This is a genomic window from Streptomyces sp. NBC_00122, from assembly GCF_045160845.1.
In the GTDB taxonomy this organism is placed as follows: domain Bacteria; phylum Actinomycetota; class Actinomycetes; order Streptomycetales; family Streptomycetaceae; genus Streptomyces.
The window spans coordinates 5,402,134-5,425,610 of the sequence record NZ_CP108191.1; the positions used below are offsets into that span (position 1 = coordinate 5,402,134).

The 23,477-nt window shown below is 72.0% G+C and carries 20 protein-coding genes; 12 read left to right on the plus strand and 8 right to left on the minus strand.

Annotation, left to right across the window (positions count from 1 at the left end; translation table 11 throughout):
- Nucleotides 1-25 precede the first annotated feature (25 nt).
- The 11 genes from OG737_RS24995 (at nt 26) to OG737_RS25045 (ending at nt 11,353) form a co-directional block, all read left to right on the plus strand.
- A complete protein-coding gene (locus OG737_RS24995; protein ID WP_328928391.1) occupies nt 26-625 on the plus strand; it encodes an acyltransferase in 600 nt (199 codons plus the stop codon).
- A 433-nt stretch (nt 626-1,058) separates the two neighbouring features.
- The gene (locus OG737_RS25000; RefSeq protein WP_328928392.1) at nt 1,059-2,228 is read left to right on the plus strand and encodes a hypothetical protein; all 1,170 of its coding nucleotides are present in this window, start codon (nt 1,059-1,061) and stop codon (nt 2,226-2,228) included.
- The gene (locus tag OG737_RS25005; protein WP_328928393.1) at nt 2,225-3,004 is read left to right on the plus strand and encodes a WecB/TagA/CpsF family glycosyltransferase; all 780 of its coding nucleotides are present in this window, start codon (nt 2,225-2,227) and stop codon (nt 3,002-3,004) included. The genes OG737_RS25000 and OG737_RS25005 overlap by 4 nt, the downstream gene beginning before the upstream one ends.
- A complete protein-coding gene (locus tag OG737_RS25010) occupies nt 3,004-4,260 on the plus strand; it encodes a nucleotide sugar dehydrogenase (protein WP_328928394.1) in 1,257 nt (418 codons plus the stop codon). Before OG737_RS25005 ends, OG737_RS25010 begins: the two co-directional genes overlap by 1 nt.
- Nucleotides 4,261-4,263: 3 nt before the next feature.
- The gene (gene wecB / locus OG737_RS25015) at nt 4,264-5,382 is read left to right on the plus strand and encodes a non-hydrolyzing UDP-N-acetylglucosamine 2-epimerase (protein WP_328928395.1); all 1,119 of its coding nucleotides are present in this window, start codon (nt 4,264-4,266) and stop codon (nt 5,380-5,382) included.
- 27 nt (nt 5,383-5,409) lie between these two features.
- A complete protein-coding gene (locus OG737_RS25020) occupies nt 5,410-6,186 on the plus strand; it encodes a Wzz/FepE/Etk N-terminal domain-containing protein (RefSeq protein WP_328928396.1) in 777 nt (258 codons plus the stop codon).
- Nucleotides 6,183-7,724, plus strand: a complete 1,542-nt coding sequence (locus OG737_RS25025; protein WP_405921993.1) for an oligosaccharide flippase family protein — start codon at nt 6,183-6,185, stop codon at nt 7,722-7,724. Before OG737_RS25020 ends, OG737_RS25025 begins: the two co-directional genes overlap by 4 nt.
- A 5-nt stretch (nt 7,725-7,729) precedes the next feature.
- Nucleotides 7,730-8,839 carry a hypothetical protein gene (locus tag OG737_RS25030; RefSeq protein WP_405921994.1) on the plus strand — a complete coding sequence of 370 codons (1,110 nt, stop codon included), beginning with the start codon at nt 7,730-7,732 and terminating at the stop codon, nt 8,837-8,839.
- Complete coding sequence (locus tag OG737_RS25035) at nt 8,836-9,657, plus strand: glycosyltransferase family 2 protein (RefSeq protein WP_405921995.1); 822 nt, start codon at nt 8,836-8,838, stop codon at nt 9,655-9,657. The genes OG737_RS25030 and OG737_RS25035 overlap by 4 nt, the downstream gene beginning before the upstream one ends.
- Before the next feature lie 41 nt (nt 9,658-9,698).
- Nucleotides 9,699-10,376, plus strand: coding sequence for a class I SAM-dependent methyltransferase (locus tag OG737_RS25040; RefSeq protein ID WP_328928400.1), 678 nt, complete (start codon nt 9,699-9,701; stop codon nt 10,374-10,376).
- Nucleotides 10,370-11,353, plus strand: coding sequence for a class I SAM-dependent methyltransferase (locus OG737_RS25045; protein ID WP_405921996.1), 984 nt, complete (start codon nt 10,370-10,372; stop codon nt 11,351-11,353). Before OG737_RS25040 ends, OG737_RS25045 begins: the two co-directional genes overlap by 7 nt.
- A 3-nt stretch (nt 11,354-11,356) precedes the next feature.
- Here OG737_RS25045 and OG737_RS25050 read toward each other — a convergent pair whose 3' ends face one another.
- Both OG737_RS25050 and OG737_RS25055 read right to left on the minus strand, forming a co-directional pair.
- Nucleotides 11,357-12,328 carry a glycosyltransferase gene (locus OG737_RS25050; RefSeq protein WP_405921997.1) on the minus strand — a complete coding sequence of 324 codons (972 nt, stop codon included), beginning with the start codon at nt 12,326-12,328 and terminating at the stop codon, nt 11,357-11,359.
- Entirely contained in the window at nt 12,274-14,295 is a 2,022-nt protein-coding gene (locus tag OG737_RS25055) for an O-antigen ligase family protein (protein ID WP_405921998.1), read from the minus strand. The genes OG737_RS25050 and OG737_RS25055 overlap by 55 nt, the downstream gene beginning before the upstream one ends.
- 103 nt (nt 14,296-14,398) lie before the next feature.
- Here OG737_RS25055 and OG737_RS25060 point away from each other — a divergent pair, with 103 nt between their 5' ends.
- Entirely contained in the window at nt 14,399-15,010 is a 612-nt protein-coding gene (locus tag OG737_RS25060; protein ID WP_405921999.1) for a hypothetical protein, read from the plus strand.
- A gap of 17 nt (nt 15,011-15,027) precedes the next feature.
- Here OG737_RS25060 and OG737_RS25065 read toward each other — a convergent pair whose 3' ends face one another.
- From OG737_RS25065 to OG737_RS25090, 6 genes are read right to left on the minus strand one after another with little or no spacing between them, the layout of a single operon-like run.
- Nucleotides 15,028-16,077, minus strand: a complete 1,050-nt coding sequence (locus tag OG737_RS25065; RefSeq protein WP_405922000.1) for a glycosyltransferase — start codon at nt 16,075-16,077, stop codon at nt 15,028-15,030.
- A complete protein-coding gene (locus tag OG737_RS25070; protein ID WP_405922001.1) occupies nt 16,074-19,373 on the minus strand; it encodes a DUF4082 domain-containing protein in 3,300 nt (1,099 codons plus the stop codon). The genes OG737_RS25065 and OG737_RS25070 overlap by 4 nt, the downstream gene beginning before the upstream one ends.
- Nucleotides 19,374-19,390: 17 nt before the next feature.
- Nucleotides 19,391-20,506 carry a DegT/DnrJ/EryC1/StrS family aminotransferase gene (locus OG737_RS25075; protein WP_328928407.1) on the minus strand — a complete coding sequence of 372 codons (1,116 nt, stop codon included), beginning with the start codon at nt 20,504-20,506 and terminating at the stop codon, nt 19,391-19,393.
- Nucleotides 20,503-21,291: a NeuD/PglB/VioB family sugar acetyltransferase gene (locus OG737_RS25080; RefSeq protein ID WP_405922002.1), complete on the minus strand. Its 789-nt coding sequence runs from the start codon at nt 21,289-21,291 to the stop codon at nt 20,503-20,505. Before OG737_RS25080 ends, OG737_RS25075 begins: the two co-directional genes overlap by 4 nt.
- Entirely contained in the window at nt 21,288-22,442 is a 1,155-nt protein-coding gene (locus OG737_RS25085) for a DegT/DnrJ/EryC1/StrS family aminotransferase (protein WP_328928409.1), read from the minus strand. The genes OG737_RS25080 and OG737_RS25085 overlap by 4 nt, the downstream gene beginning before the upstream one ends.
- Nucleotides 22,439-23,434 (minus strand): NAD-dependent epimerase/dehydratase family protein, encoded by a 996-nt coding sequence (locus OG737_RS25090; RefSeq protein WP_405922003.1) that lies wholly within the window; start codon nt 23,432-23,434, stop codon nt 22,439-22,441. Before OG737_RS25090 ends, OG737_RS25085 begins: the two co-directional genes overlap by 4 nt.
- Nucleotides 23,435-23,477: the final 43 nt, after the last annotated feature.

Here is a 23,477-nt window from a genome sequence, read left to right on the forward strand (position 1 = left end):
TCGCGAGCCGTAAGGGGACCGCCCCGTGAGTGTCCGCATTCAACCCTCCTCCCAGGTCGACGAGACCGCCGAACTCGGTGAGGGGACCACCGTCTGGGATCTGGCGCAGATACGGGAGGAGGCCCGGCTCGGGCGCGGCTGCATCGTGGGGCGCGGGGCGTACGTCGGGCCCGGCGTACGGATCGGGGACAACGTCAAGCTCCAGAACCACGCGCTCGTGTACGAGCCCGCCGAGCTCGGCGACGGGGTGTTCATCGGCCCGGCGGTGGTGCTCACCAATGACTTCTACCCGCGCGCGGTCGAGCCCGACGGCCGCCTCAAGCGCGGCGGTGACTGGGAGGCCGCCGGGGTCGTGGTGGCAGAGGGCGCCTCGCTGGGAGCCCGCTCGGTGTGCGTGGCCGGGGTGCGCGTCGGACGCTGGGCGCTGGTCGCGGCCGGCGCGGTGGTGTCCCGGGACGTACCGGACTTCGCGCTCGTGGCGGGGGTGCCGGCCCGGCGGATCGGCTGGGTGGGCCGGGCCGGGGTCCGCCTGGTGGAGCGCGAGGACGAGCCGGGCGTGTGGGAGTGCCCGCGGACCGGAGCGCTGCACGACGAGAAGGACGGCGCGCTCGTCGAGCGCATCTGACGGAATGTCGGCAATTTAGCGCTTCGGCATTTCGTCAAAACCACAAACAACGAACAACCGGTCGGCATACCGTGTCCCTGCACACGGGATCTGAGCAGGCAACAGGCCTGGCTCAGTGGGGGGTTGTACACGACGAGGGCACCGCGGGCAGTGCGCCGGCGGCGCGGTTCCACCGCGCCTGCGGCGGCTGCCGTTCACGCGCGCGCCCCAGTCCGACGGCATCGCTGGGGGGTCCAGACGCAGCCGTCGGACGGTTCGTGCCATCGGTGGGGGTTCACCGGCGGCACGTGCGCCGTCATGCGCGATTCCCCTCCGCGGAGTGACGACCGCCAGGTCCGTCCGAGGAGCGATCAGAGGGGGTAGGTGTGTTGGAGCCGAAGAGCTCGGACATACGGGGTGCGCGCAGCACCCGGGGAGTCGGGGTGGGGACCCGATGACCGCAGCACGATTAGAGGCACTGGCCCGCGAGGACCTGTCGGCGCACGCCCTCGCCGAGCGGCTGCTCGCGCTGGCCGAGGCGGGGCTGCCCGCGATGTACCTGCCGGGCGCCGAGAACTTCGTGTTCACGCTGGTGGGGACCGCGGCACCCGACGGCACCCGCCGCCTGGAGCCGCGGGGGACCAGCACCCGGTACGCGGCCATCACCGCGCTGGGCGCGCGGTTCCTGCCCGAGGACCGGCAGCGCGCCCTGTTCGGCGGGCTCACCGCCGAGCAGTTCGCGGGGCTGCTGGTGGAACGGCTCCCCGGGGTGACGAACCTCGGTGACGCGGCGCTCATCGCCTGGGCCGCCGCCGAGACCGGCCACCCCAAGCTGCCCGACGCCCTCGAACGGGTCGCCGCACTCGACGCACCCGGGCGGCCGCAGTACACCGTCGAGGCCGCCTGGGTGCTGTCCGCCCTCGTGGCGGCCCGCGACGCGGTGGACGTGGAGGACCGCCTCGCGGCCGCCCGCGACCGGCTGCTGGCGGCGAAGACCGCCGGCAGCCCGCTGTTCCCGCACGCCACCGGGCCCGGGCTGGTGCCCGGATACCGGTCCCACGTGGCCTGCTTCGCCGACCAGACCTATCCGCTCCAGGCACTGGCCCGGCTGCACGCGAGCGGCGGCGACTCCGAGGCCCTCGCGGCCGCCGACGCGTGCGCCGCCCGCATCTGCGCCCTCCAGGGGGACGGCGGGCAGTGGTGGTGGCACTACGACGCCCGCCACGGCGGAGTGGTCGAGGGCTACCCCGTCTACAGCGTCCACCAGCACGCCATGGCCCCGACCGCCCTGTTCGACCTGGCCGAAGCGGGCGGCACCGACTTCGGGGCCGAGATCCGCCGCGGCCTGCGCTGGATGACCGAGGTGCCCGAGCTCGCCGGGCCCACCGGGACCCCGCGCGAACCCATGATCCGCGAGGACTTCGACGTCACGTGGCGCAAGATCTACCGCGGCGACCCGAAGAAGGCCGTCCGCGCCGCCCGCGGACTCACCACCCGGGTGGCGCCGCACGCCCGGCTCGCACCCCTGGACCGGCTCTTCCGCCCCGCCTCGGTGGACCGCGAGTGCCGCCCGTACGAGTTCGGCTGGATGCTGTTCGCCTGGCTCGGGGGGCTGCCGAGATGAACCGGACCCAAAGGCCTTCCCTCTTCGGGTTCGCACTCGACGCCCTGACCATGGACGAGACCGTGCAGCGCTGCCTGGAGGCGGTACGGCGCGGCGAGCAGATCGAGATCGGCATGGTCAACGCCGCGAAGCTGGTCAACATGAAGCGCGACCCCCGCCTCGCCGAGGCGGTCGCGGGCTGCGACCTGGTTCTGGCCGACGGCCAGGCAGTCGTCTGGGCCGGGCGCCTGCTCGGCGTCCGGCTGCCGGAACGCGTCGCGGGCATCGACCTGTTCATGCGCCTGCTCGCCGCCGCCGAGACCGCGGACATTCCCGTCTACCTGCTCGGCGCCGAACGGCGCGTCCTGGAGATGATGCTCCGGGAGATCTCCGCACGCTTCCCGGGACTGCGGGTGGCGGGCAGCCGGAACGGCTACTTCGACGACTCCGACCAGGAGACGATCGCCGACGCCATATCCGACAGCGGCGCCCAGCTGCTGTTCCTCGGCATGACCTCGCCCAAGAAGGAGATCTTCACCGCCGGCTACGGCAAGCGCACCGGCGCCCACGTCGTGCACGGGGTCGGCGGCTCCTTCGACATCCTCGCCGGCATCACCAAGCGGGCACCGCTGGTCTGGCAGCGGATGGGACTCGAATGGTTCTACCGCACCCTCCAGGAGCCGCGCCGCCTCGGCAAGCGCTACCTCACCACCAATGCCGCCTTCCTCCTCATGACGGCCCGGGAACTCATGCGCCGCACACCGTCACCCGCCCTTTCCGCGAACAGGAGTCACTGATGCGCGTAGTCGTCGTGGGACAGGGATACGTCGGCCTGCCACTGGCCATCAGGGCCGCCGAGGTCGGCCACCAGGTGATCGGGTACGACGTGGACGCGCGGCGGGTCAAGAGCCTCGCCGCCGGTGAGTCGTACGTGGAGGACGTCTCCTCCGAACGGCTGGCCCGGGCGCTGGAGAACGGCAGCTACCGGCCCAGTGAACTCGCCCGGGACTGCGGCGGCTTCGACGTCGCCGTCGTCACCGTCCCGACCCCCTTGCAGGACGGGGCGCCCGACCTGCGCTACATCGAGGAGTCGGCGCACACGCTGGCCCGCTTCTTGCGCCCGGGCGCGACCGTGGTCCTGGAGTCCACCACCTACCCGGGCACCACCGAGGAGCTGTTCGCGCCGATCCTGGAGGACGGCTCCGGGCTCACCGCGGGCGAGGACTTCCACCTCGGCTACAGCCCCGAGCGCATCGACCCGGGCAACACCGTCTGGGGCTTCCAGCAGACCCCCAAGGTGGTCTCCGGCGTCGACGCGCGTTCCCTGAAGGCCGTCGAGGCCTTCTACGGGCAACTCGTCGACACCACCGTGCCGGTGCGCTCGCCCAAGGAGGCCGAGCTGGCGAAACTGCTGGAGAACACCTTCCGGCACGTGAACATCGCGCTCGTCAACGAGATCGCCATGTTCGCCCGCCACCTCGACATCGACGTCTGGCAGTCCATCGAGGCCGCGTCCAGCAAGCCCTTCGGCTTCATGAAGTTCACCCCGGGCCCGGGCGTCGGCGGCCACTGCCTGCCGATCGACCCCTCGTACCTGAACTGGCGGGTGCAGCGCGAACTCGGCCAGAACTTCCGCTTCGTCGAACTCGCCAACGACATCAACAACCACATGCCCGAGTACGTGACGCGCCGCGTGATCGACGCGCTCAACGCCAAACGCCGCTCGGTCAACGGCTCCAAGGTCCTGCTGCTGGGGCTCGCGTACAAGAAGAACACCGGCGACGCCCGGGAGTCGCCCGCCGTGCGCGTCTCGCAGCTGCTCCTCGACATGGGGGCCAAGGTGCGCGCGGCCGACCCCCACGTGGTGGAGAGCATCAAGGTCGACGCCCGTCTCGTGCGGGTCGAACCGACCCGCAAGGAACTGGCGGCGGCCGACGTGGTCGTCCTGCTCACCGACCACGACTCCTTCGACTACGGGATGATCACCGAGCACGCCTCCTTCGTCCTCGACTGCCGCAACCGGTTGTCCGGACCGACCGTGGAGGTGCTCTGAGCCATGACCGTGGCGAAGATCGTGTGCGTCGCCGGAGCGCGGCCCAACTACATGAAGATCAAGCCGGTGATGGACGCACTGGAGCGCCGCGGCGCCGAGGTGATCCTCGTCCACACCGGCCAGCACTACGACGAGTCCATGAACGACGTGTTCTTCCGCGATCTGGGCATCCGCACCCCCGACCGCTACCTGGGCGCCGGTTCCGGCACCCACGCCCAGCAGACCGGGCGGGTGATGGCCGCCTTCGAGCCGCTGCTCGACGAGGTGGCCCCGGACGTGGTGGTGGTGGTCGGCGACATCAACTCCACGCTCGCCTGCGCCCTGGTGACCGCGAAGGCCGGCCCGCTGCTGGCCCACGTGGAGGCGGGCCTGCGCAGCCGTGACTGGAGCATGCCGGAGGAGGTCAACCGCGTCGCCACCGACCGGGTCAGCGACTACCTGCTGGCGCCCTCGCCCGACGCCGCCGCGAACCTGCGGGCGGAGGGCTACCGGGACGACCAGATCCACGTCGTCGGCAACGTCATGATCGACACCCTCCTCGCCAACCTGGACCGCGCCAGGCAGTCCGACGTCCTGGACCGGTACGGGCTGACCCGGGGCGGATACGGCCTGGTCACCCTGCACCGCCCGGCCAACGTGGACGACCCCGCGGCCCTCGGCGGCCTGCTGAAGGCCCTCGGAGAGATCGCCGTCCGCTGCCCCCTGCTGCTGCCCGTGCACCCGCGGGCAGCCGAGCGACTGGCCGAACTCGGCGTGCCGGGCGGTATCCGGCTGGTTCCGGCCGCCGGATACCTCGACTTCATCGCCCTGCAGGACTCCGCCCGCCTGGTGCTCACCGACTCCGGCGGCATCCAGGAGGAGACCACCGCGCTGGGCGTGCCCTGCGTGACGCTGCGGGAGAACACCGAGCGGCCCGTCACCGTGTCGGAGGGCACGAACGTACTGGCGGGCACGGATCCGGAGCGCATCGTGGCCACGGTGAACCGGGTGCTCGACGACCCGCCCGCCGCCCGCTGCCCCGAGCTCTGGGACGGCCGGGCGAGCGAGCGCATCGCCGAGGTTCTGCTGGACGGCGGGAGCAGGCACACCCGGCCCCGGCCCACCGACCTCGTCCCGCAGTAAACAGGTAGTTCAGAGAAGGGGAAGACCTTGGATCTCGCCGAAATCTGGCGGGTCATGCGCAGGCGCTGGTACGTGCTGATACCCGGGCTGGTGATCACGGCGGCGCTGGCCGCCGCCGTGCACTTCCTCGTCCCGGTGCAGTACCAGTCGCAGAGCACGGTGACCCTCCTGAACTCGAAGAAGGCCACGGAGGCCTTCGACGGCAACCCCTTCCTGAGCACCCAGACCTCCCTCACCGGGATGGCCGACGGCCTCGCCCGCAACCTGAACTCCGACGGGGCCGTCGCCGACCTCAAGGCCCTGGGCCTCACCGGTACGCACGAAGCGAAGATCGCCGACAACGCCCTGGGCCCCTTCATGTGGCTGACCGTGACCGGAACCGACCGGGCGGCCGTCCTCAAGTCGGACGAGATCCTCACCGCCTACGCGCAGAAGAGGCTGGACGAGTTCCAGACCCAGCAGTCGGTGCGGCCCGAGGCGATGATCAGGATGGCCACGATCGTGCCGCCCCAGGAGCCGGAGGCCCAGACCAAGTCCCGGATCCAGTTCATCGTCATGGCGGGCGCGCTGGGCTTCGTACTCAGCCTGGTCGCCACCTTCTTCGTGGAGGCCCGCACAAGGCGGGGCCCCGGCCGACATCGGCCCGAACCCGGTGAGGACAAGGGCGACGGGCCCGGCGAAGGCGGCCACGGCGGGGAGGCCGGACCGGCCGCGGACGACACCCGCGACCCGTCGGACACCCTGCACATGAAGGTCCATCAGGTCCACCAGCCGGCGGCCGACGCCCCGGCCGGACCGAAGTGACGGGCTCCGGAGCGACCGGCTCCGTCACGGACGAGCACACCGCCCCCGCGCCCCCCGCGCTGGGGCGCAAGGTCGGCGTCGCGGCCAGGTGGAGCCTGGTCAACACGGTCGTGATGCGCCTCGGCAACTTCGCCACCGGGATCATCCTCGCCCGCTTCTTCCTCGGGCCGGAGGCCTGGGGCGTGTACGGGATCGCCCAGACGGTCCTGCTCGTCCTGCTCTCCGCCAACGAACTCGGCGTGTCGCTCGCGATCGTGCGCTGGGAGGGAGATCCGCGCCGCTTCGCCCCGACCGTCCTCACGCTCAGCGCGCTGTCCAGCTGCCTGCTGTACACGGCCCTGTTCGCGGCCGCCCCGGCCGTCGCCGGTGTCCTGGGCTCACCCGAGGCTTCCGGAGTCCTGCGGGTGATGTGTCTGTGCGTGGTGATCGACGGGGTGGCACAGGTGCCCGGGGGCTTCCTCACCCGGGAGTTCGCCCAGGGCAAGCGGATGATCATCGACGGACTCAACTTCGTGCTCAGCACCTCGGTGACGCTGCTGCTGGCCTTCGAGGGCTGGGGCGCGATGAGCTTCGCCTGGGGAGCCGTGGCGGGGAACGTCGTGACGCTGATCGGCTGCCGGATGGCTGCACCGGGCACCCTGAAATTCGGCTGGGACCCCGCGCAGGCCCGGGCGCTGCTCGGGTTCGGGCTTCCGCTCGCAGGGGCGAGCATGCTGGCCCTCGCGGTGGTCAACGTCGACACCATGGTGGTCGGCGCGACGCTGGGCAACGTGGCCCTGGGCTTCTACGTACTCGCCTTCAACATCTCCGGCTGGCCCGTGAGGATCATCTCCGAGGCCGCCCGCAGGGTCGCCTTCGCCGGCTTCTCCCGTCTGGCCGACTCGCCGCAGGCGCTGGCCCAGGGCTTCAGCCGCGCCCTGGGCGTGGTGATCACCGGCACCGTCCCGCTGTGCGTGCTGCTGGCCGGCTTCGCGGGGCCGGCCATCGAGCTGATCTACGGGAGCCGGTGGGCTCCCGCCGCCGCGGCCCTGCCCTGGCTGATGGCCCTCGGCCTGATCCGCATCGGCAGTGAACTCGCCTACGACTGCCTCGTCGCGATCGGACAGCGCCGGTCGCTCTTCCTGGTGCAGGGCCTGTGGCTGGCAGCCCTGATCCCGGTGCTCCTCGCCGGCGCCCGCCTGAACGGCATCGTCGGAGCCTCACAGGCCCACGTCCTGGTCGCCGGCGGCCTGGTGGTGCCCGTGTTCCTGTACGCCCTCAGCCGCGGTGGCATCGGTGTCGGCCGGATCGCCAGGGCCTGCGCGTGGCCCTTCCTCGGCGGGGCCGTGATGGCCGCGGTCATCCTGGGCCTGGAGCGCCGGTTCGGCGACGGCCTGCCCGCGCTCCTGGCCACCGCCGCGACAGCCCTGGCCGGCTACACGGTGTGCGTACTGCCCAGCCGCGGCTTCCTGCGCGGCGTCGACCGCGGCGAACGGCCCCACCGCGGCCGGCGCCGGTCGCCCGAACCGGCCCGGCCCACCCGACAGGACACGAGGTGAACCCGATGTCACGGCGCATCAGCCGAAACCCGCTCGCGGGGCTGCTGCTCTTGGCCCTCCTGGCGGTCATGGGCGTGGCCTGCTCGGGACGCGACCGGTCCGCGCTGCCGGACTGCCCGGACGCCGCGCGGACCTGCCCCGCGAGCGGGTCCCCGGCGACGTCACCGAGCGCCGGTCCGCCGACCGCGGACGGCCGGGCGACGGGCAGCCCCGCCGCCTCCGCGTCCCCGACGGCGGAGCCCACCGCGACGGCGGGCGCCGGCAGTCCGTCCGGCACACCCGCCGCCAAGGCCGCCTGCGCCTCCTTCAGCGCCTGCGGCTTCCCCGACGCCTCCACCACCGGTCCGCGGATCCCCCTCACGCCCCACAACACCGGGTACATGGCCGTCCGTGAGAACGGGCTCGTCATCCGGGGCTGGGACATCACCGGCTCGCTCGACATCTACGCGAACGACGTCACCGTCATCGACAGCAAGATCACCTCGGACAGCTGGTGGGGCATCAACCTGCGCCCCGGTTTCAGCGGCCTGCGGGTCCTGCACTCCACCATCACGGCGGTGCCCGGCAAGGGACCGGACAACGGCGGCGTGGACTACGCGGTGTCGAACATGGGGGGCAGCTCCATCGAGGTCGGCTGGTGCGACGTCTCGGTGTTCGGCGACGCGCTGTCCATGGGGCAGGGCAACCTGCACGACAACTACGTGCACGACATCGTCCCGTTCGTGAACCTGGGCGGCGAGTGGCAGCACACCAACACGGTGATCAGCGGCGGCGGCAACACCGGGGAGCTGATCATCCGCCACAACACCCTGCTGAACCCGACCGGCCTCAAGGAGGGCGCCTCGGGGAGCATCGGCCTGTTCGCGGACACCGGAGTGGTCCGCAACGTCACCGTGGACAACAACTGGGTGGCCGGCGGCGCGTACGCCCTCTACGGCGGCAGCACCGGCGCCACCGGGATCAAGGTCACCGACAACGTCTTCTCGACGGAGTACCACCCCGCCGCCGGCGGATACGGCGTGGTCGCCCACTGGAACCACAGCGGCCCCGGAAACGTGTGGCGGAACAACCGGATGTCCGACGGCCGCCCGATCGAACCCGAGCCGGCCCCGTGAGCGGCCTCGTGCGCGGTCTCGCGCGGGCAGTCGCGCGGGCACCATGGACCCTGCTCAAGGCCCTGTTCGGCTGGCTGGTGCTCTTCGAGGCCAGGAACAAGGTCCTGCTGGCCCCCACCGCGGTGCGGCTGCGCCGGACCGAGGACGCCGAGACCCGGCGGCTGGCCCGCGTCCTGGCGTCGCCGCCCTCGGCGCTGGTCGCCACGGTGATCGCCACCCACCGGCGCCCCGAGGAGCTGCGTGCCGCGGTGCGTTCGGCCCTGGACCAGACCGTCCGGGACCAGGTCGTGATCGTGGTCGACGACGGCGCCGGACTGTCGGCGCTCCCCGAGGACCCACGGCTGTTCGCCGTGTCGCTGGCGCACAACACCGGTGTGGCGGGCGTCGTGCGCAACGTGGGTATCCGCCTCACCCGCTCGCGGTACGTGGCGTTCCTGGACGACGACAACCTGTGGGAACCCGACCACCTGGAACGGACGCTGGCGGTCCTGGAGCCTGCCGACGGGCCCGACGCCGTCTACACGGCGCTGCGCCGCGTCCTGCCCGACGGCAGCGAGCAGGACGTCCTGTCGGTGCCCTTCGACCGGCGCCGCGCCGCCCGCGAGGCCTTCCTGGACACCAACGCCTTCGTCGCCCGCCGCAACCGCTCCCTGCACTTCAGCCGTCTGCGCCGGACACCGGAGGTGCTGCCCCGCGAGGACTGGGAGCTGATCCGCCGGTACGGCCGCCGGTACCGGGTGCGCCACGTGCCGCACCCCACCGTCCGATACCTCATGAACCCGGCGAGCTTCTACACGCAATGGCAACAGTCCAGTTGAGGCCCGCCTCTCTTCCGCTCCGACCACAGGTGGTTGATCCGATGCCCCGATCCCGGGCCCTCCGAAACAAGTTCGTCGACGCACCCGGCTCACTGGGCGAACGACTGCGCATCGCCCGCTGGGAGCGTTTCCAGCGCTGCTTCCCCGGCATCGAGAACATGCGCGTCGTGGACCTGGGCGGGACGGCCGAGATGTGGCTGCGCGCACCCGTGCGCGCCAAGCACGTCCACCTGATCAACCTGGAGGAGCACCCCGCCGAACTGCCCGACTGGATCACCGCGGAGATCGCCGACGTCACCGACCCGGCGGTCGCCGCCGAACTGAGCGACCACGGCGGCTACGACCTGGTCTTCTCCAACTCGACTATCGAGCACGTGGGCGGCCACAGCCAGCGCCGGCGGTTCGTCGCCGCCGTCGAGCAACTGGCGCCGCTGCACTGGATCCAGACGCCGTACCGCTACTTCCCGGTCGAGCCGCACTTCGTCGCACCCGGCTTCCAGTTCCTGCCGCTCGCCGCCAGGACACGTCTGGTACGGCACTGGCCGCTCGTCCACAGCCGTCCCGACAGCCCGGAGTCGGCGATGAACGCCGTGGTCAACATCGAGCTGCTGAGCCGCGCCGAAATGAGCTACCTGTTCCCCGGGTCGGTGCTCCTCAGCGAGCGGGTGCTCGGTGTCACGAAGTCGCTGACAGCCGTACGAACGGAGCGCGCATGCTGAACAACCTGATCAACCGACACGACGCGGACCGGCTGCTGCGCAAGGTGCGGAAGCTGGAACTCGACCCGGTGCTGGCCAAGCTGCGGGTGCGCGGCGGTGCGCGCGTGGTGCAGCACTGGTCCCAGGTCGACCCGTCGCTGACCGAGTGGTGGGCGATCCCGGGCGTCATCAAGCGCTGGAACCTGCTGATGACCGGCGACGCCGAGACCTCCTATCCCCAGTACGTGGCCGCCGAGCACTTCGCGCCGCGCACCGACCTGCGCGGCCTCTCCCTCGGGTGCGGCACCGGCGGCAACGAACTGCTCTGGGCGAAGACCGGCGTGTTCGGCCTCCTGGAGGGCGTGGACGTGGCGCAGCAGCGCATCGACTTCGCCACCCGGTCCGCCGTCGACGAGGGCCTCGCCGACGTGCTGCGCTTCCGGGTCACCGACGTCAACCGGATGACCAGCGACGGGGAACGCTTCGACGTGCTGCTGGGCCTGCAGTCACTGCACCACTTCGACAACCTCGGCGAAACCCTGCCGAGGCTGTCGCAGCTGATCGAGCCCGGCGGGACGTTCGTGATCGACGAGTTCGTCGGCCCCACCCGCTTCCAGTGGACCGACGGCCAGCTGGAGGCGGCGAACGCGCTGCTGGCCCGGCTCCCCGAGGAGCGGCGGCGCCTGGCGGACGGCCGGATCAAGCGCCGCGTCGTACGGCCCAGCAAGCTGTCGATGGTGCTGGACGACCCCTCGGAGGCGGTCGACGCGGCTTCGCTGCTGCCGGGCCTGCGACGCCATTTCGAGGTCGTCGAGGAACGGCCGTACGGGGGCACGGTGCTGCACATCGCGTTCTCCGGGATCGCGCACAACTTCCGGGACCAGGAGCCGGAGACGCTGGCCCTGCTGGAGGAGTGCTTCGCCGCGGAGGACGCGGCACTTCCGGAAGTGGGGCACGACTTCGTCGCCATGGTCTGCCGCCCCCGCGGCGAAAGCTAGCGGTCAGGGCCCCGGCGTGCCGCGCAGGGCGCCCGGCCTGGCGAGTGCGGCCGCGGCCGCACGGCTGGCCGGGCGGCCGAGCGCGCCCCGCGAGGTCTCCCGGAGCAGGACGGCGGCCCGGAAGGCCGCCGTCGCCACCGGGCCGTGCCGGCGCTCGTAGAGCCGTACGCGGTTCAGCGTCAGCAGGGTCCACAGGCGCGGCGAGACCCGCGAGTCCCCGCCGAGATGGGTGGCCGAGGCCGCCGGCTCCAGGCGGGTCGCGAAGCCGCGGTCCCGGGCCCGCAGGCAGTACTCCGTCTCCTCCGAGTAGAGGAAGAAGGATTCGTCCCACGGGCCGCAGGCGGCGAGGCAGTCCGCCGACAGGGCCATCAGGGCTCCGGTCGCCCAGTCCGCGTACGTGGGCCGCTCGTACGCGGCGGAGTCGGTGACCAGCTCGCTCAGGTGGGGGAAGCGCCCGGCCCGGCGGTTGCCGATGACGGCCTCGCCGAGGGCGCGCGTCACGCTCGACTCCCGGCGCAGCGAGTGCACGAGGGTGCGGCCGTCCTCCTCGTACAGCAGCGGCACGCTGATCCCGACACGGTCGCCGTCGCCCAGGGGCGTGCCGAGCCCGTCCACGAGCAGCTTGGCGCAGCCCCGCCGCATCCGGATGTCCGGGTTGCAGACGAGAGCCGCCCGGGGCCCGTCCTCCCAGCCGGCGGCGGCCGCGAGGGCCGCGTTCACCCCGGCCGCGTACCCGGCGTTGCGGCCGGTCTGGACGATCGTCGCGTCCGGGGCCAGCGAGCGGATCACCTCCACGGTGTCGTCGGCCGAATCGTTGTCGGCGACCACGAGCCGCCAGTCGAGCCCCGTCATGGCCTCCGGCAGGGAGGAGAGGAACCCCGGGAGCACCGCGGCGCTGTTCCAGGTGACGACGACGACGGCTACGGGACCGGTACCGCCGGCCGGGGGGCGGGGGACTGGGCTGTCGAACCGCATGAGGACTCCAGGGTGGGTGGCTGCGGCGCCGCGCGCCGGATGAAGCCGAGGTAACTGCCTCCGGCGGCGATCGTCAGGAAGAACATCCCCGCGAACATCGGGAAGCTGAGGGCGTCGAAGGTGGCGCTGCTGACCAGGGCGACGAGGGCGGAGGCGAAGAACGCCTGCCCGAGCTCCCGGTCGGACTCGTCGAGGGCCAGCCGGCGGATGGCGCCGCCCTGGTGGATCCCGGTCAGGAAGAGGGCCAGGAGGGCGACCAGCCCGAGCAGGCCCATCTCCGCCAGCGTCAGCATGTACTGGTTGTCGGTGAAGAAGTAGAGCTCGGGGATGAAGGTCCCCAGACCCTGCCCGAACAGGGGCCGCCCCTCCAGATAGGGGACGATCGCGCTGTACTTGACCGTACGGGCCTGGGTGCTGCTGTCGGAGTTGGCGAAGAAGGACCCGAACAGGGTGGTGATGGTCCCGATCAGCCCGGGGACGATCACCTTGAAGCAGGCCACCGAACCCAGCAGCAGACCGATCGCGGTCCACCGCCGCTGCGGCTTCCACCGCGGCACCATCACCAGCACCACGATCAGCGCCCCGATGATCGACGTCCGCGACACCGTCAGCGGCAGCGAGCCGCCCACCAGCACCACCGGCGCCCAGCGGCGCCACCACTTCAGGTGCGCCCGCACCGGATCGAAGGCCTGCTGGATGGCGAACGGCAGCAGCAGGGCGAGCATCCCGCCGAACTCCAGGGGGTGCGCCGTGGTGGAGCGGGGCCGGGTGAAGGCGCCCCGGTCCATGGCGGCGAGCTGGGGGACGCTCGACGAGAGCCCGGGGATGCTGATCTGGTCGGCGATGTTCGTGGCGGCGAAGAAGTCGTAGTAGCCGATGGCGGCCACCACCGACGCCATCACCACGGCCCGGCGCAGCAGCACGTCGAGCCGGGCCCGGTCCTGGACGGCCGCGGAGACCAGCACCACCAGGGACACCCACACCAGCAGCCCGATCAGTCCCCGGTCCGCCCCGAGGACCTCCTTGCGGGAGGCGCCCCGGGTCGCGTTCGCCAGGTACGAGGCCAGCACCGCGACCGCCAGCAGGCACATCACCACCCGGGGCAGCCGGGTGCCCGGGGCGGGCCTGATCCGGCTCGTGATCCACGCCGCCAGGTACCAGAACAGGCCCAGCAGCGCGAACACGTTGGCCGGCGTCCCCACACCGCCCATCCCCGGCAGCGTCAGGTTCGACGGGATGAAGAAGGCCAGCGCCAGATAGCCGGTGAGCAGCGTGACCGCGTCCAGCTGACGCCCCAGGGCCCGCCTGCGGGCACGCCACCCGCGCCCCCGGTCGGCGGTTCCGTCCGCGCGCCTGCGGCGCACCGCCACCACCAGCGTCTCGGTCACGAAGGACAGCGCGAACCCGGCCGTGGTGCAGAGGATGAGGACGCTCAGCACCTGCTGGTAGCGGGTCTTGAGCTGGGGCCGCGGGATCTGCGGCAGCACCACGGGCGTGGTCTGCACGAAGTACGCGGGCTCGACCTTGGCCGCCGCCTGCAGTGCGCCCAGCTGCTCCCCGGCGAAACCGGTGAGGATGTTGGTCTCCCGCAGGACCTTCTCCCGGTCGGTGCCCGTGACGGTCAGCGTGAGCGTCGGGCCCGACGCGTTCGCGGCGAAGGAGACCGTGTAGGGGTCCGTCACCCCGAGGCCGTGCAGGTCGCGTGCCGCGTCCGCCCCCGACAGGGTCCTGATCAGCACGTCCGCGGTCACGACCAGCGTCCCGCCCGCGTTGGCGATGGGATTGCCGAACGCGGGGGCCAGCTCGGCCACCGCCTTGGAATCGATCAGCGCCACCGAACTCTGCGACTGGTACGACACCGGCACCGACCGGTACAGGTGGCCGGCCGCGAGCACCCCGATCAGCACCATCGGCACCATCACGTACCAGCGGCGCCGCAGCACCGCGAGTATTTCACCGATGGTCACGAACGCCCCCGAGAGGTACCGGATTTGATGGCGCGCCGACACGTGTCCTGACAGGATCGCTCACGACGTGGGGAACGGAAGGAATCGTGTGTCGCCTGGTGAGTTGGTCCGTGCTCTGCGCCGGCGCTGGTACGTCCTGGTCGTGGCGATGGCGCTGGCGGTGCCCGGAGCCCAGCAGGTGCTGCGCCCCAGCCCCACGTACCTGAGCTCGGCGATCGTCGTGCTCAAACCCCCGGTGACCGGTACCCAGCCGAACCAGCTCGCCAATCTCCAGCCGCCGCTCGCCGCAGTCTCCTACGCGGCCGTACGCCAGCTGGAGTCGCCCGCCGGAGCCGACGAGCTGCGCGTCGCGGGGGTCGAGGGCACCTACCGGCTGATCCCGCGCAACAGCGGCACCAGCGTGACCCCGCGCTACCTGATCCCCTCCCTGCAGATCCAGGCCGAGCAGCCCGGGCCGGCCGCCGCCGACGCCACCGTGCAGAAGATCATCGAGGTCTACACGAAGCACTTGACGGATCTGCAGACGCAGCAGGGCATACCGGAGGCGGCGCGGATGAGCATCACCCTCCTGGTGCCGCCGAACTCCGTGGCGCAGACCGGCACCAAGAGCCGTGGACTGGCCGGGCTGGCGCTGCTGGCCCTGGTGGCCGGAGTGCCGGCGGCCCTGTGGACCGACCAGCTGCTCGCCCGTCGGTCCCGACGGGCGAGCAGCTGAATGGAACAGACGGTTCATCAGATCCCTCGGCGCTTCCAGGACCGCCACCACAGCCACTCGCGCCCCCGGTCGGCGACGGCCGACAGCACCAGCGGCTGGAGGTACGGCATCACCCGTGCCCCGATCCGCCGGCGCAGGCGCAGCGCCCGGTACTCGCCGAGCCCGCTGTAGCCGCCGGGCAGGCACTCGGCGGCGAACTCCACGAGCTCGTCGACCGGAACGACCCCGGTGCGCCCCCGGTCGTAGGCCCGGTAGGCGCGCCGCAGCGCGTACCGGGCGAGCCGGGTGCGCGCCGCCACCGACAGCCGGTCGGCCTCCGGGAGCAGCCCGCCGCACTTCTCCAGCACGGAGTCGAAGGCGACGAGGCGCTGGCGCAGGTCGTCCAGCTGCCCGCCGAAGTCCGTGGTGGACATGTTGTCGCCGTGGACGCGGTAGAAGGCCTGGTCGGCCCCGCGGACGTAGCCCACGTCGGCGTGCGCCGCGAGCCGCATCCACATCTCGATGTCGCCGGCGTGCGGGAGCTGCGGATCGTAGCCCCCGACCTTGCGCTGGAGACTCGTACGCACCACCACCTCGGGCGAGGTGATGCACCCCGTCCCCTCCCGGAACCGGCGCTCCAGCCACCAGTGCCCGGGGTAGACGACCGACCCGGTGCCTTCCGTACGGGCCGCGGGCAGCGGCCCGCCGTGCTGGAAGCGAAGCGGCCTGCCGTAGGCGAAGCCCGCCTCCGGATGCGCGTCGAGCACGGCGGCGGCGCGCACCAGGGCCCCGGGGACGAGCCGGTCGTCCGCCGAGAGCAGGGCGACGTAGTCCCCGTCGGCCCATTCCAGGAGGCCCTCGTTGTAGGTGGCGATGTGGCCCTGGTTCTGCTCGTGGACCCGTACCTCGATGCGCGGGTCCTTCGCCGCCAGGGCCCGTGCCACGTCCGCGGAGTCGTCGGGCGAGGCGTCGTCGATGATCAGGACCCGGACGTCGACGCCCTCCTGCTCGTCCAGGACGCTCTTGACGCAGTCGGCCAGGAAGTGGCCGTACTTGTAGCAGGGGATCACCACGCTGACCGTGCTCACTGGCCGGCCACCTCCGAGGCGGTGGCCGACTCGGCGAGCGCGGGCGGGCTGGTGGTGAAGATCGGGCCGACCCAGTAGTTCACCGAGCCGAACGTGTGGGTGGGGAAGGCGGCGGACGCGCCGTACTTGTACAGGCCGTTGGCCCCGCCCGCGCCGTCGGCCGGGGCGACCAGCGGGTAGGAGCGGTGCGCCGCCGTGAAGTAGCCGCCGTCCACCGAGTAGTTGCCGTTCGGCGCGTGGTAGGAGGCCACGTAGGAGGTTCCCGCGGTGATCGGCACGGGGGCGGCGAACGTGAGCTGCTGCCAGCCGGTCAGCGTTTCGCTGCCGAAGGTGCCGGTGGCCAGGAGGGTGCCGTCGGCGGCCCAGAGGCTGCCGGTGTGGGTACCGGTGTTGTTCGGCCCCTTGTAGAAGGTGATGCCGGTGATGTAGCCGTTCACCGCCGACTGGAAGCGGGTGCCCAGCTCCACCGAATTGGTGTCGTCACCCACGTTGGCGGTGCTGGGGGTCGTCGTGCCGGTCCACAGCGTGCAGGGGCAGTTGACCGTCGGCGGTGTCGTACTGGTGGTGAAGTTCCACGTCACCGGCGCGGCCATGGCGTTGCCCCACAGGTCGGAGGCCTGCACGGACGCCGTGTACGTGGTGCTCAGCGCGAGCTCGCCGGCCGGGGTGAAGGTGGCGCTGTTCGACGCCCCGAGCACCTTGGCGCCCGGTACGGAGTTGCCCCCGGAGTCCTTCACCGTGAACACCAGTGTGTCCGCGTCGATGGCCCCGCTGAAGGTCGCCGTCGCCGAAGCCGTGATCGCCGTCCCGGTCGCCGCGGACTGCGGAGAGATGCCGGTGACCGTGGGCGGCGTCGTGCTGGCCGTGGCGGTGTCCAGGACGGCGTCCACCCAGTAGTTGCTGCCCGAGGACGCGTTGTTCGGGAAGCCGCCCGTGGCGCTGTAACGGTAGACGCCGTTGCCGCCGTCGGTGCCGCTCTTCAGTGCGGTGAGGGGGGCCAGACCGGCGTCGGACGAGGCGAAGGTGGTGTCGTAGGAGTAGCCGCCGTGGGGTGCGAAGTAGGAGGCGATGTAGGTGGTGTTGGGCTTGATCGGCACCGGGGAGGAGAAGTTCAGCTGCTGCCAGCCGGACGCCGTCTCGTTGGTGAAGGTGCCGGTGGCCAGACGCTGGCCGGTGCTGCTCCACAGGCTGCCGGTGTGGGTGCCGGTGTTGGCGGGGGACTTGTAGAAGCGGACGCCGGTGATGGAACCGGGCACCGACGAGCGGATCTTCACGCCGAGCTCGACCGCGCCGCCGTCACCGCCGTTGACCGTGCCCGGCACGGTCGCCGCCGGCCAGACGGTGCACGGGCACTGCTGGGGACCGACGGTCAGCGCCACCGTGGTGGTGGCGCCCATGTTCACGCTGTCGTCCACCGCGCGCACCTTGATCTGGGCCGCGCCCGGGGCGGTGGGCGTCCACGTGTACGTCCACGAGCCGAGGCCCGTGGTCGCCTTCCAGGTGGTCCCGCCGTCGGTGGAGACCTCCACGCGGGCCACCACCCCGCCGCCGGTGTCCGTCGCCGTTCCCTTGATGGTCACGGGCTTCAGGGCCGGCACGGTGGCGTTCGCCGCCGGGCTGGTCACGGTGACGGCGGGGCCGACGGCGTCCGTCGAGGCCGTCGCGGCGACCAGGTTGCTCTGCAGGGACTTCGGCTGGACGCCCATGTCGGCGAACACGTTCACCGTGGCCTGCTGCATCCGCTTGTCCTCGGTGACCACCGCGTCGTCCGGATTGCCGGTGGGCATGTTCGTCAGACCCCAGGACCACTGCACCGTGCCCGCCCCGAACACCAGGGCGTGGGAGGTCTGGTCGCGGAAGGCGAGCAGGCTGTGCGTCGCGGTGCCGTTGCCGTAGGTGTTTCCGTAGTCGAGCCGCAGCTTGCCGTCGGTGATGTCCACCGTGGTCGACGACATCGCGATCTGCCCGGGCGGCCGGTAGCCGTCCTCCACGTCGCTGTCCCATTCGTAGCCGAGGGTGCCGACCGGGAACGTGGCGGTCTGGGAGGGGGTCAGGGCCGCGACGGTGGTGCCCCGCCACAGCCGCATCTTCGCGAAGGAGCCCGGCACGGTGATCGCGTCGGCGCGGTAGCCGTTCACGCTGAACAGCGAGCCGGTCAGCTGGTTCTGCGGCCGGTAGGTCCGCCCGTTGGTTCCGCTGGCCGGGTCCATGAAGGTACCCGTCCAGATCCCGCTCGGGTCGGGCACGCCGTTCGGCACCGGGAAGGACAGCTTGGTCTCCTTGTAGCAGACCAGCGTCCGGTTGGCGGTGTTCGCGCCGTCGATGCTCGGGGCGAGGCGGGTCTTCCAGAAGACCTCGTTGCCGCTGAAGTAGGTCTGGTTGACCCCGGCGCGGCGCGCGTTCAGCGCGTTGGTGAACTGGTCCTGGGTCCAGTACTCGTCGTGCCCCGAGGACATGAAGACCTTGTGGTTCTGCAGCTGCGTGGCACCCCGGGTCGACATGTCGATCCCGGACATGTAGCTCACGTCGTACCCGTTGCGCTCCAGCCACGCGACCATCTGGTACTCGGAACCGTAGATCCCGTTCTCCCCGCCGATGTCCATCGGCCGGTTGTAACTGACCTCGTACGCACGCCCGTCCGGGGCGGGGCCGGTGCCGTCGTACAGGTCCTGGCCGCCGTAGTTGTTGTACGCCTGCCAGGTCTGGTCGCTGGTCTGCACGACGATGTCGGAGTGGCTGGAGTCGTTGCGGACGACGAACGGGTAGGGCATCACCCCGTTGCCGTCCGCCTGGTCGAAGTTGGCGATGTACAGGCCGGAGACGGCGTCGGCGGGGACGGTCCACGTCGCGGTGACCGGCCAGTTCCCGCAGTCGACCAGACCCGTCGAGGCCTTGGTCGTACAGTTCTTGGGATTGCCGCCCTGCGCGAAGTTCGCCGGGTACGTCTGCGCCGCCTGGGCCGCGGTCGACATCAGGCGGGCCCCGTCGCCCCCGTAGTGGCCGAGCCGGTAGACCGAGACGTGGTACGCGGTCGGCGACTGGATCTTGAACTGCACGTTCTCGCCGGCCTGGACGCTGTTCTGGGCCGGGAACCCCTTGATGTCGCCGTAGGCGCTGGGTGCGAACCAGTCGGACATGGGAGTGCCCGGCTTGGAGTTCTCGCACACGATCGCATTGGTCCCCGGGCCGCACGGGTCGGCCGCACTCGCCACCACGGAAGGCGGCAGGACCGTGGCCATGAGAGCGGCGACCACGGTGAAGAGACCGTACCGGAGGAGCCTTCTCCGTCTGTTCATCTGTACCTCTTCTTGCGTCAGCGCAGGGCGTTGGCGAGCGCGTCGACGACCCGCTGCTGTTGGGCAGCGGTGATCTGTGGGAACAGCGGAAGGGAGAGCATCCCGTCCGCGGCCCGCTCGGCGTGGGGGAAGTCGCCGCGACCGTGGCCGAGGTGACGGAAAGCGGGGGTCAGGTGGACCGGGGCCGGATAGTGCACGCCCGCCCCGATGCCCTCCGCGTTGAGCTTGCCGACCACGGCGTCCCGGTCCGCCCCGGCGACCCGTACGACGTACAGGTGCCACACGTGGACGTTGCCCGCCGCCGTGACCGGCAGGGTGACCCGGCCGGCCGCAGCGAGTTCGGCCAGCAGGGCGTCGTACCGGTCGGCGGCGGCCCGGCGGGCCGCGTTCCCGTCGGCCAGCCGGGCCAGCTTCGCCCGCAGGACCACGGCCTGCAGACCGTCCAGCCGGCTGTTGAACCCGGCCACGTCGTGCCGGTACTTGGCGACGCCGCCGTGGTTGGCCAGCGCCCGCACCAGGGCGGCCGTCCCCTCGTCGTCGGTCACCACCGCGCCCGCGTCGCCGTAGGCGCCCAGGTTCTTGCCCGGGTAGAAGCTGGTCGCGGCGATCCCGTCGCTGCCGGGGGAGCGGCCCTCGCGGGTCGCGCCCTGGCTCTGCGCGGCGTCCTCGACGACACGGACGTGCGCCGGCAGCTGCGCGGCCAGGGCGGCGGTGTCGGCGCACTGTCCGTACAGGTGGACGGGGACCACCGCGCGGGTGGCCTTCCCGACCGCGTCCAGCGCGGCCTGCGGATCCATCAGGAGACTGTCGGGGAGGCAGTCGACCAGCACCGGGCGGGCCCCGATCCGGGCGGTGGCGCCCGCGGTGGCGATGAAGGTGTTGGCGGGCAGCACCACCTCGTCGCCGACCCCGACCCCGCCGGCGCGCAGGGCCAGTTCCAGGGCGTCGGTGCCGTTGGCGACGCCCACGCAGTGCCGGACCCCGGCGAACTCGGCGTACTCGCGCTCGAAGGCGGCGACCTCCTCACCGCCGATGAAGGCGGTGCCGGCCAGCACCCGGTCGAATCCGGCGCGTACTTCATCGGCGACCTCGGCGTGCGCCGCCTTCAGGTCGACGAGCGGTATCTGGTTCATGCGACGTGACTCCCCATCCGTGTCTCCGGCCACCGGCCGGTCCCCTCCCCATCGGCCCGCAGTTCGTCATCGGCCCGCAGTTCGTCGAGGGCCGGGCCGTCCGCCGCCCGCAGCCGGCGGGCGGGGCTGCCGGCCCAGACCTCGCCGGGCGGCACATCGGCCAGGACCGTGCTTCCCATACCGGTCAGCGACCAGGCGCCGACCTCTCTGTACTCGCGGACCAGCGATCCCGCACCCACATAGGCGCCGCGCCCGAGCCGCACCCCGCCGCCGAGACGGACCCCCGAGGCGAGCGTGGCGAAGTCCCCGACGCGGTCGTCGTGGGTGAGGACCACCTGCGGCATCACCGCCACGTGGGACCCGACCCGGACCGCGGCGGTCAGCACGCAGTGCGCGAGCAGCACCGAGCCCGCGCCGAGGACCGAGGACGCCGACACCGCCGCCGTGGGGTGGACCACCGTCGCGTACCGGCTCGTCGGCAGCCCCAGCCGCCGTACCAGGCGGGCCCGTACGGCGTAGTCGCGCGGACTGCCCACGCAGACCACGACTTGGGCGGCCGCCAGGTCGTGCACGAGGTCGCAGCCGCCCAGCACCGGCACACCGTCGACCTCGCGGCCGTGCAGGGCCGGATCGTCGTCGAGGTGCCCGGCGAGCCGCCACCGCGGGGCGCGCCCGTGCGCCGCGTCCGCGGCGCACGCGTCCCGGACCGCCTGGGCGGTCTCCCGCGCGAACCCGCCCGCGCCGACGATCAGCAGATCGTCGGCCCGGTTCCACGGCCCGCTCATCCGCCGGCCTGTTCGCGGAGCACCGCCACCACCCGGTCCTGCTCGGCCTCGGTCATGGTGTGGAACAGCGGCAGGATCAGCGAGTCGCGGCTGATCCGCTCGGTCACCGGCAGCGGCGCCGCGCCGTGTCCCGCGTACGCCGGCTCCAGGTGCGAGGCCATGATCCCGCGCCGGGCCGAGATCCCGGCCGCGGAGAGCACGGCGAGCAGCTCGTCGCGGCCGACCGGGAAGCCCTCGGCCAGCAGCACCCAGTACGACTGGAAGTTGCCCTGACCGTGACCGGGGTCCGTGACCGGGGTGAGGCCCGGTACCGCGCCCAGCAGCTCCGCGTACCGGGCGGCCAGCGCCCGCCGGCGGGCCACGATCGCGTCCAGCTTGCCCAGCTGCACCAGGCCGACCGCGGCCTGGATGTCGGTCATCCGGTAGTTGTAGCCGACCTCCAGGTAGCTCTCGACGATCGGCTTGGCGCTCGCGTGCCGCTGCGCGGCGGACACGTTCATGCCGTGTTCGCGCAGCCGCCGCAGCCGCTGCGCCCACTGCGCGTCGTCCGTGGTCAGCATGCCGCCCTCGCCGGTGGTGATCACCTTGCGGGGGTGGAACGACCAGGCGGCGAGCAGCGCGCCGTGGCCGACGGACTTGCCGCCCACCGTCGCGCCGATGCCGCAGGCGGCGTCCTCCACCAGGGCGACGTCCCACTCCGCGCACGCCGCGCGCAGCGCGTGCACGTCCGCGGGCACCCCGCCCTGGTGGACGGCGAGCACCGCCTTCGTCCGGGGCGTGCGGACCGCGTCCACGGTGGCCGGGGTCAGATTGCCGGTGGCCTGCTCGACGTCGGCGAACACCGGCCGCGCGCCCACGTACCGCACCGCGTTGGCCGTGGCGATGAACGACAGGGAGGGGACGATCACCTCGTCGCCCGGCCCCAGGTCCAGCGCGATGAGGGCCAGGTGCAGGGCGGTGGTGCACGAACTCACCGCGATGCCGTGCTCGGCGCCCACCCGCTCCGCGAAGGCCCGCTCGAACTCGGCGACCCGGGGGCCCTGCGCGACCCAGCCGGAGAGCACCGCGTCGGCGGCGGCCTTCGCCTCCTCCTCGCCCAGCCACGGCACCATGACCGGGACACGGGCCGCGGCGGCGTCCGCGCCGCTCATCGACCGGCCTTCTCGGCGGCGGCCGCGGCGGCGCGCTCGGCCCGCCACCAGTCCACCAGGTCCCGCAGACCCCGGCGCATGTCGATCTCAGCGGTGAAGCCGAGCCGGCTCGTGGCCAGCGAGATGTCCGCGAGACGGCGGGTCACCCCGTTCACGGCGCGGGCCGGCCCGTGCACCGGCGCCAGCCCCTGCGCCCCCATCGCCTCCAGCAGCCCGAGCGCCAGGTCGAGCAGGCTGGTCTCGGTCGCGCTGGCGATGTTGAACACCTCGTCGGTCAGATCCGACTCCGCGGCCAGCAGATTGGCCCTCGCGATGTCCCTGACGTCCACGAAGTCCATGGTCTGCATGCCGTCACCGAGGATCAGCGGCGGCTCACCCGCGGAGATCCGCTCCATCCAGCGGATCAGCACCTCGGTGTACAGGCCGTGGATGTCCATCCGGGGCCCGTACACGTTGAAGTAGCGCAGCGCGACGTAGTCCAGCCCGTACATGGCGTGGAAGCTGCGCAGCACGCCCTCGTTGAAGGCCTTCGCCGCCCCGTAGAAGGTGTCGTTGTTGTACGGGTGGTGGCGCTCGGTGGTCGGGAACGAATCGGCGAGCCCGTAGACCGAGGCCGAGGACGAGGCGATCACCTTGCCCACTCCCGCGGCCGCCGCCGACTCCAGCACGTTGAACGTGCCGTCCACCAGCACCTCGTTCGCCAGCCGGGGCTCCTCCGCGCACTGGGTGATGCGGATCGCGGCGAGGTGGAACACCAGGTCGGCGCCCTCCGTCGCCTTGCGCACCGCGGCCACGTCGCGGATGTCGCCCTCGACGACCTCCACCACGCCGCTCGGCAGGGCGCGGGCCAGGTTGGCGGCCCGCCCCCGCACGAAGTTGTCGAGCACCACGATCTCGCGCGCCCCGTTGTCCACCAGGAGGTCCACCACGTGCGAGCCGATGGTGCCCGCTCCGCCGGTGACCAGAATCTTCTTGCCTCGTACGCTGCTCAACGCCCTGCCCCCACTGAGTCGGTCATGGTCTTGCGTGCGATCG

Excerpts from the sequence above, each read along its gene's own strand:
- OG737_RS25080 (WP_405922002.1), bottom strand. The coding sequence starts at position 21,291 with ATGAGCGGGCCGTGGAACCGGGCCGACGATCTGCTGATCGTCGGCGCG.
- OG737_RS25030 (WP_405921994.1), top strand. The coding sequence starts at position 7,730 with ATGTCACGGCGCATCAGCCGAAACCCGCTCGCGGGGCTGCTGCTCTTG.
- OG737_RS25045 (WP_405921996.1), top strand. The coding sequence starts at position 10,370 with ATGCTGAACAACCTGATCAACCGACACGACGCGGACCGGCTGCTGCGC.
- OG737_RS25040 (WP_328928400.1), top strand. The coding sequence starts at position 9,699 with ATGCCCCGATCCCGGGCCCTCCGAAACAAGTTCGTCGACGCACCCGGC.
- OG737_RS25070 (WP_405922001.1), bottom strand. The coding sequence starts at position 19,373 with ATGAACAGACGGAGAAGGCTCCTCCGGTACGGTCTCTTCACCGTGGTC.
- OG737_RS25050 (WP_405921997.1), bottom strand. The coding sequence starts at position 12,328 with ATGCGGTTCGACAGCCCAGTCCCCCGCCCCCCGGCCGGCGGTACCGGT.
- OG737_RS25000 (WP_328928392.1), top strand. The coding sequence starts at position 1,059 with ATGACCGCAGCACGATTAGAGGCACTGGCCCGCGAGGACCTGTCGGCG.
- OG737_RS25085 (WP_328928409.1), bottom strand. The coding sequence starts at position 22,442 with ATGAGCGGCGCGGACGCCGCCGCGGCCCGTGTCCCGGTCATGGTGCCG.
- OG737_RS25075 (WP_328928407.1), bottom strand. The coding sequence starts at position 20,506 with ATGAACCAGATACCGCTCGTCGACCTGAAGGCGGCGCACGCCGAGGTC.
- OG737_RS25005 (WP_328928393.1), top strand. The coding sequence starts at position 2,225 with ATGAACCGGACCCAAAGGCCTTCCCTCTTCGGGTTCGCACTCGACGCC.
- OG737_RS25010 (WP_328928394.1), top strand. The coding sequence starts at position 3,004 with ATGCGCGTAGTCGTCGTGGGACAGGGATACGTCGGCCTGCCACTGGCC.
- wecB (WP_328928395.1), top strand. The coding sequence starts at position 4,264 with ATGACCGTGGCGAAGATCGTGTGCGTCGCCGGAGCGCGGCCCAACTAC.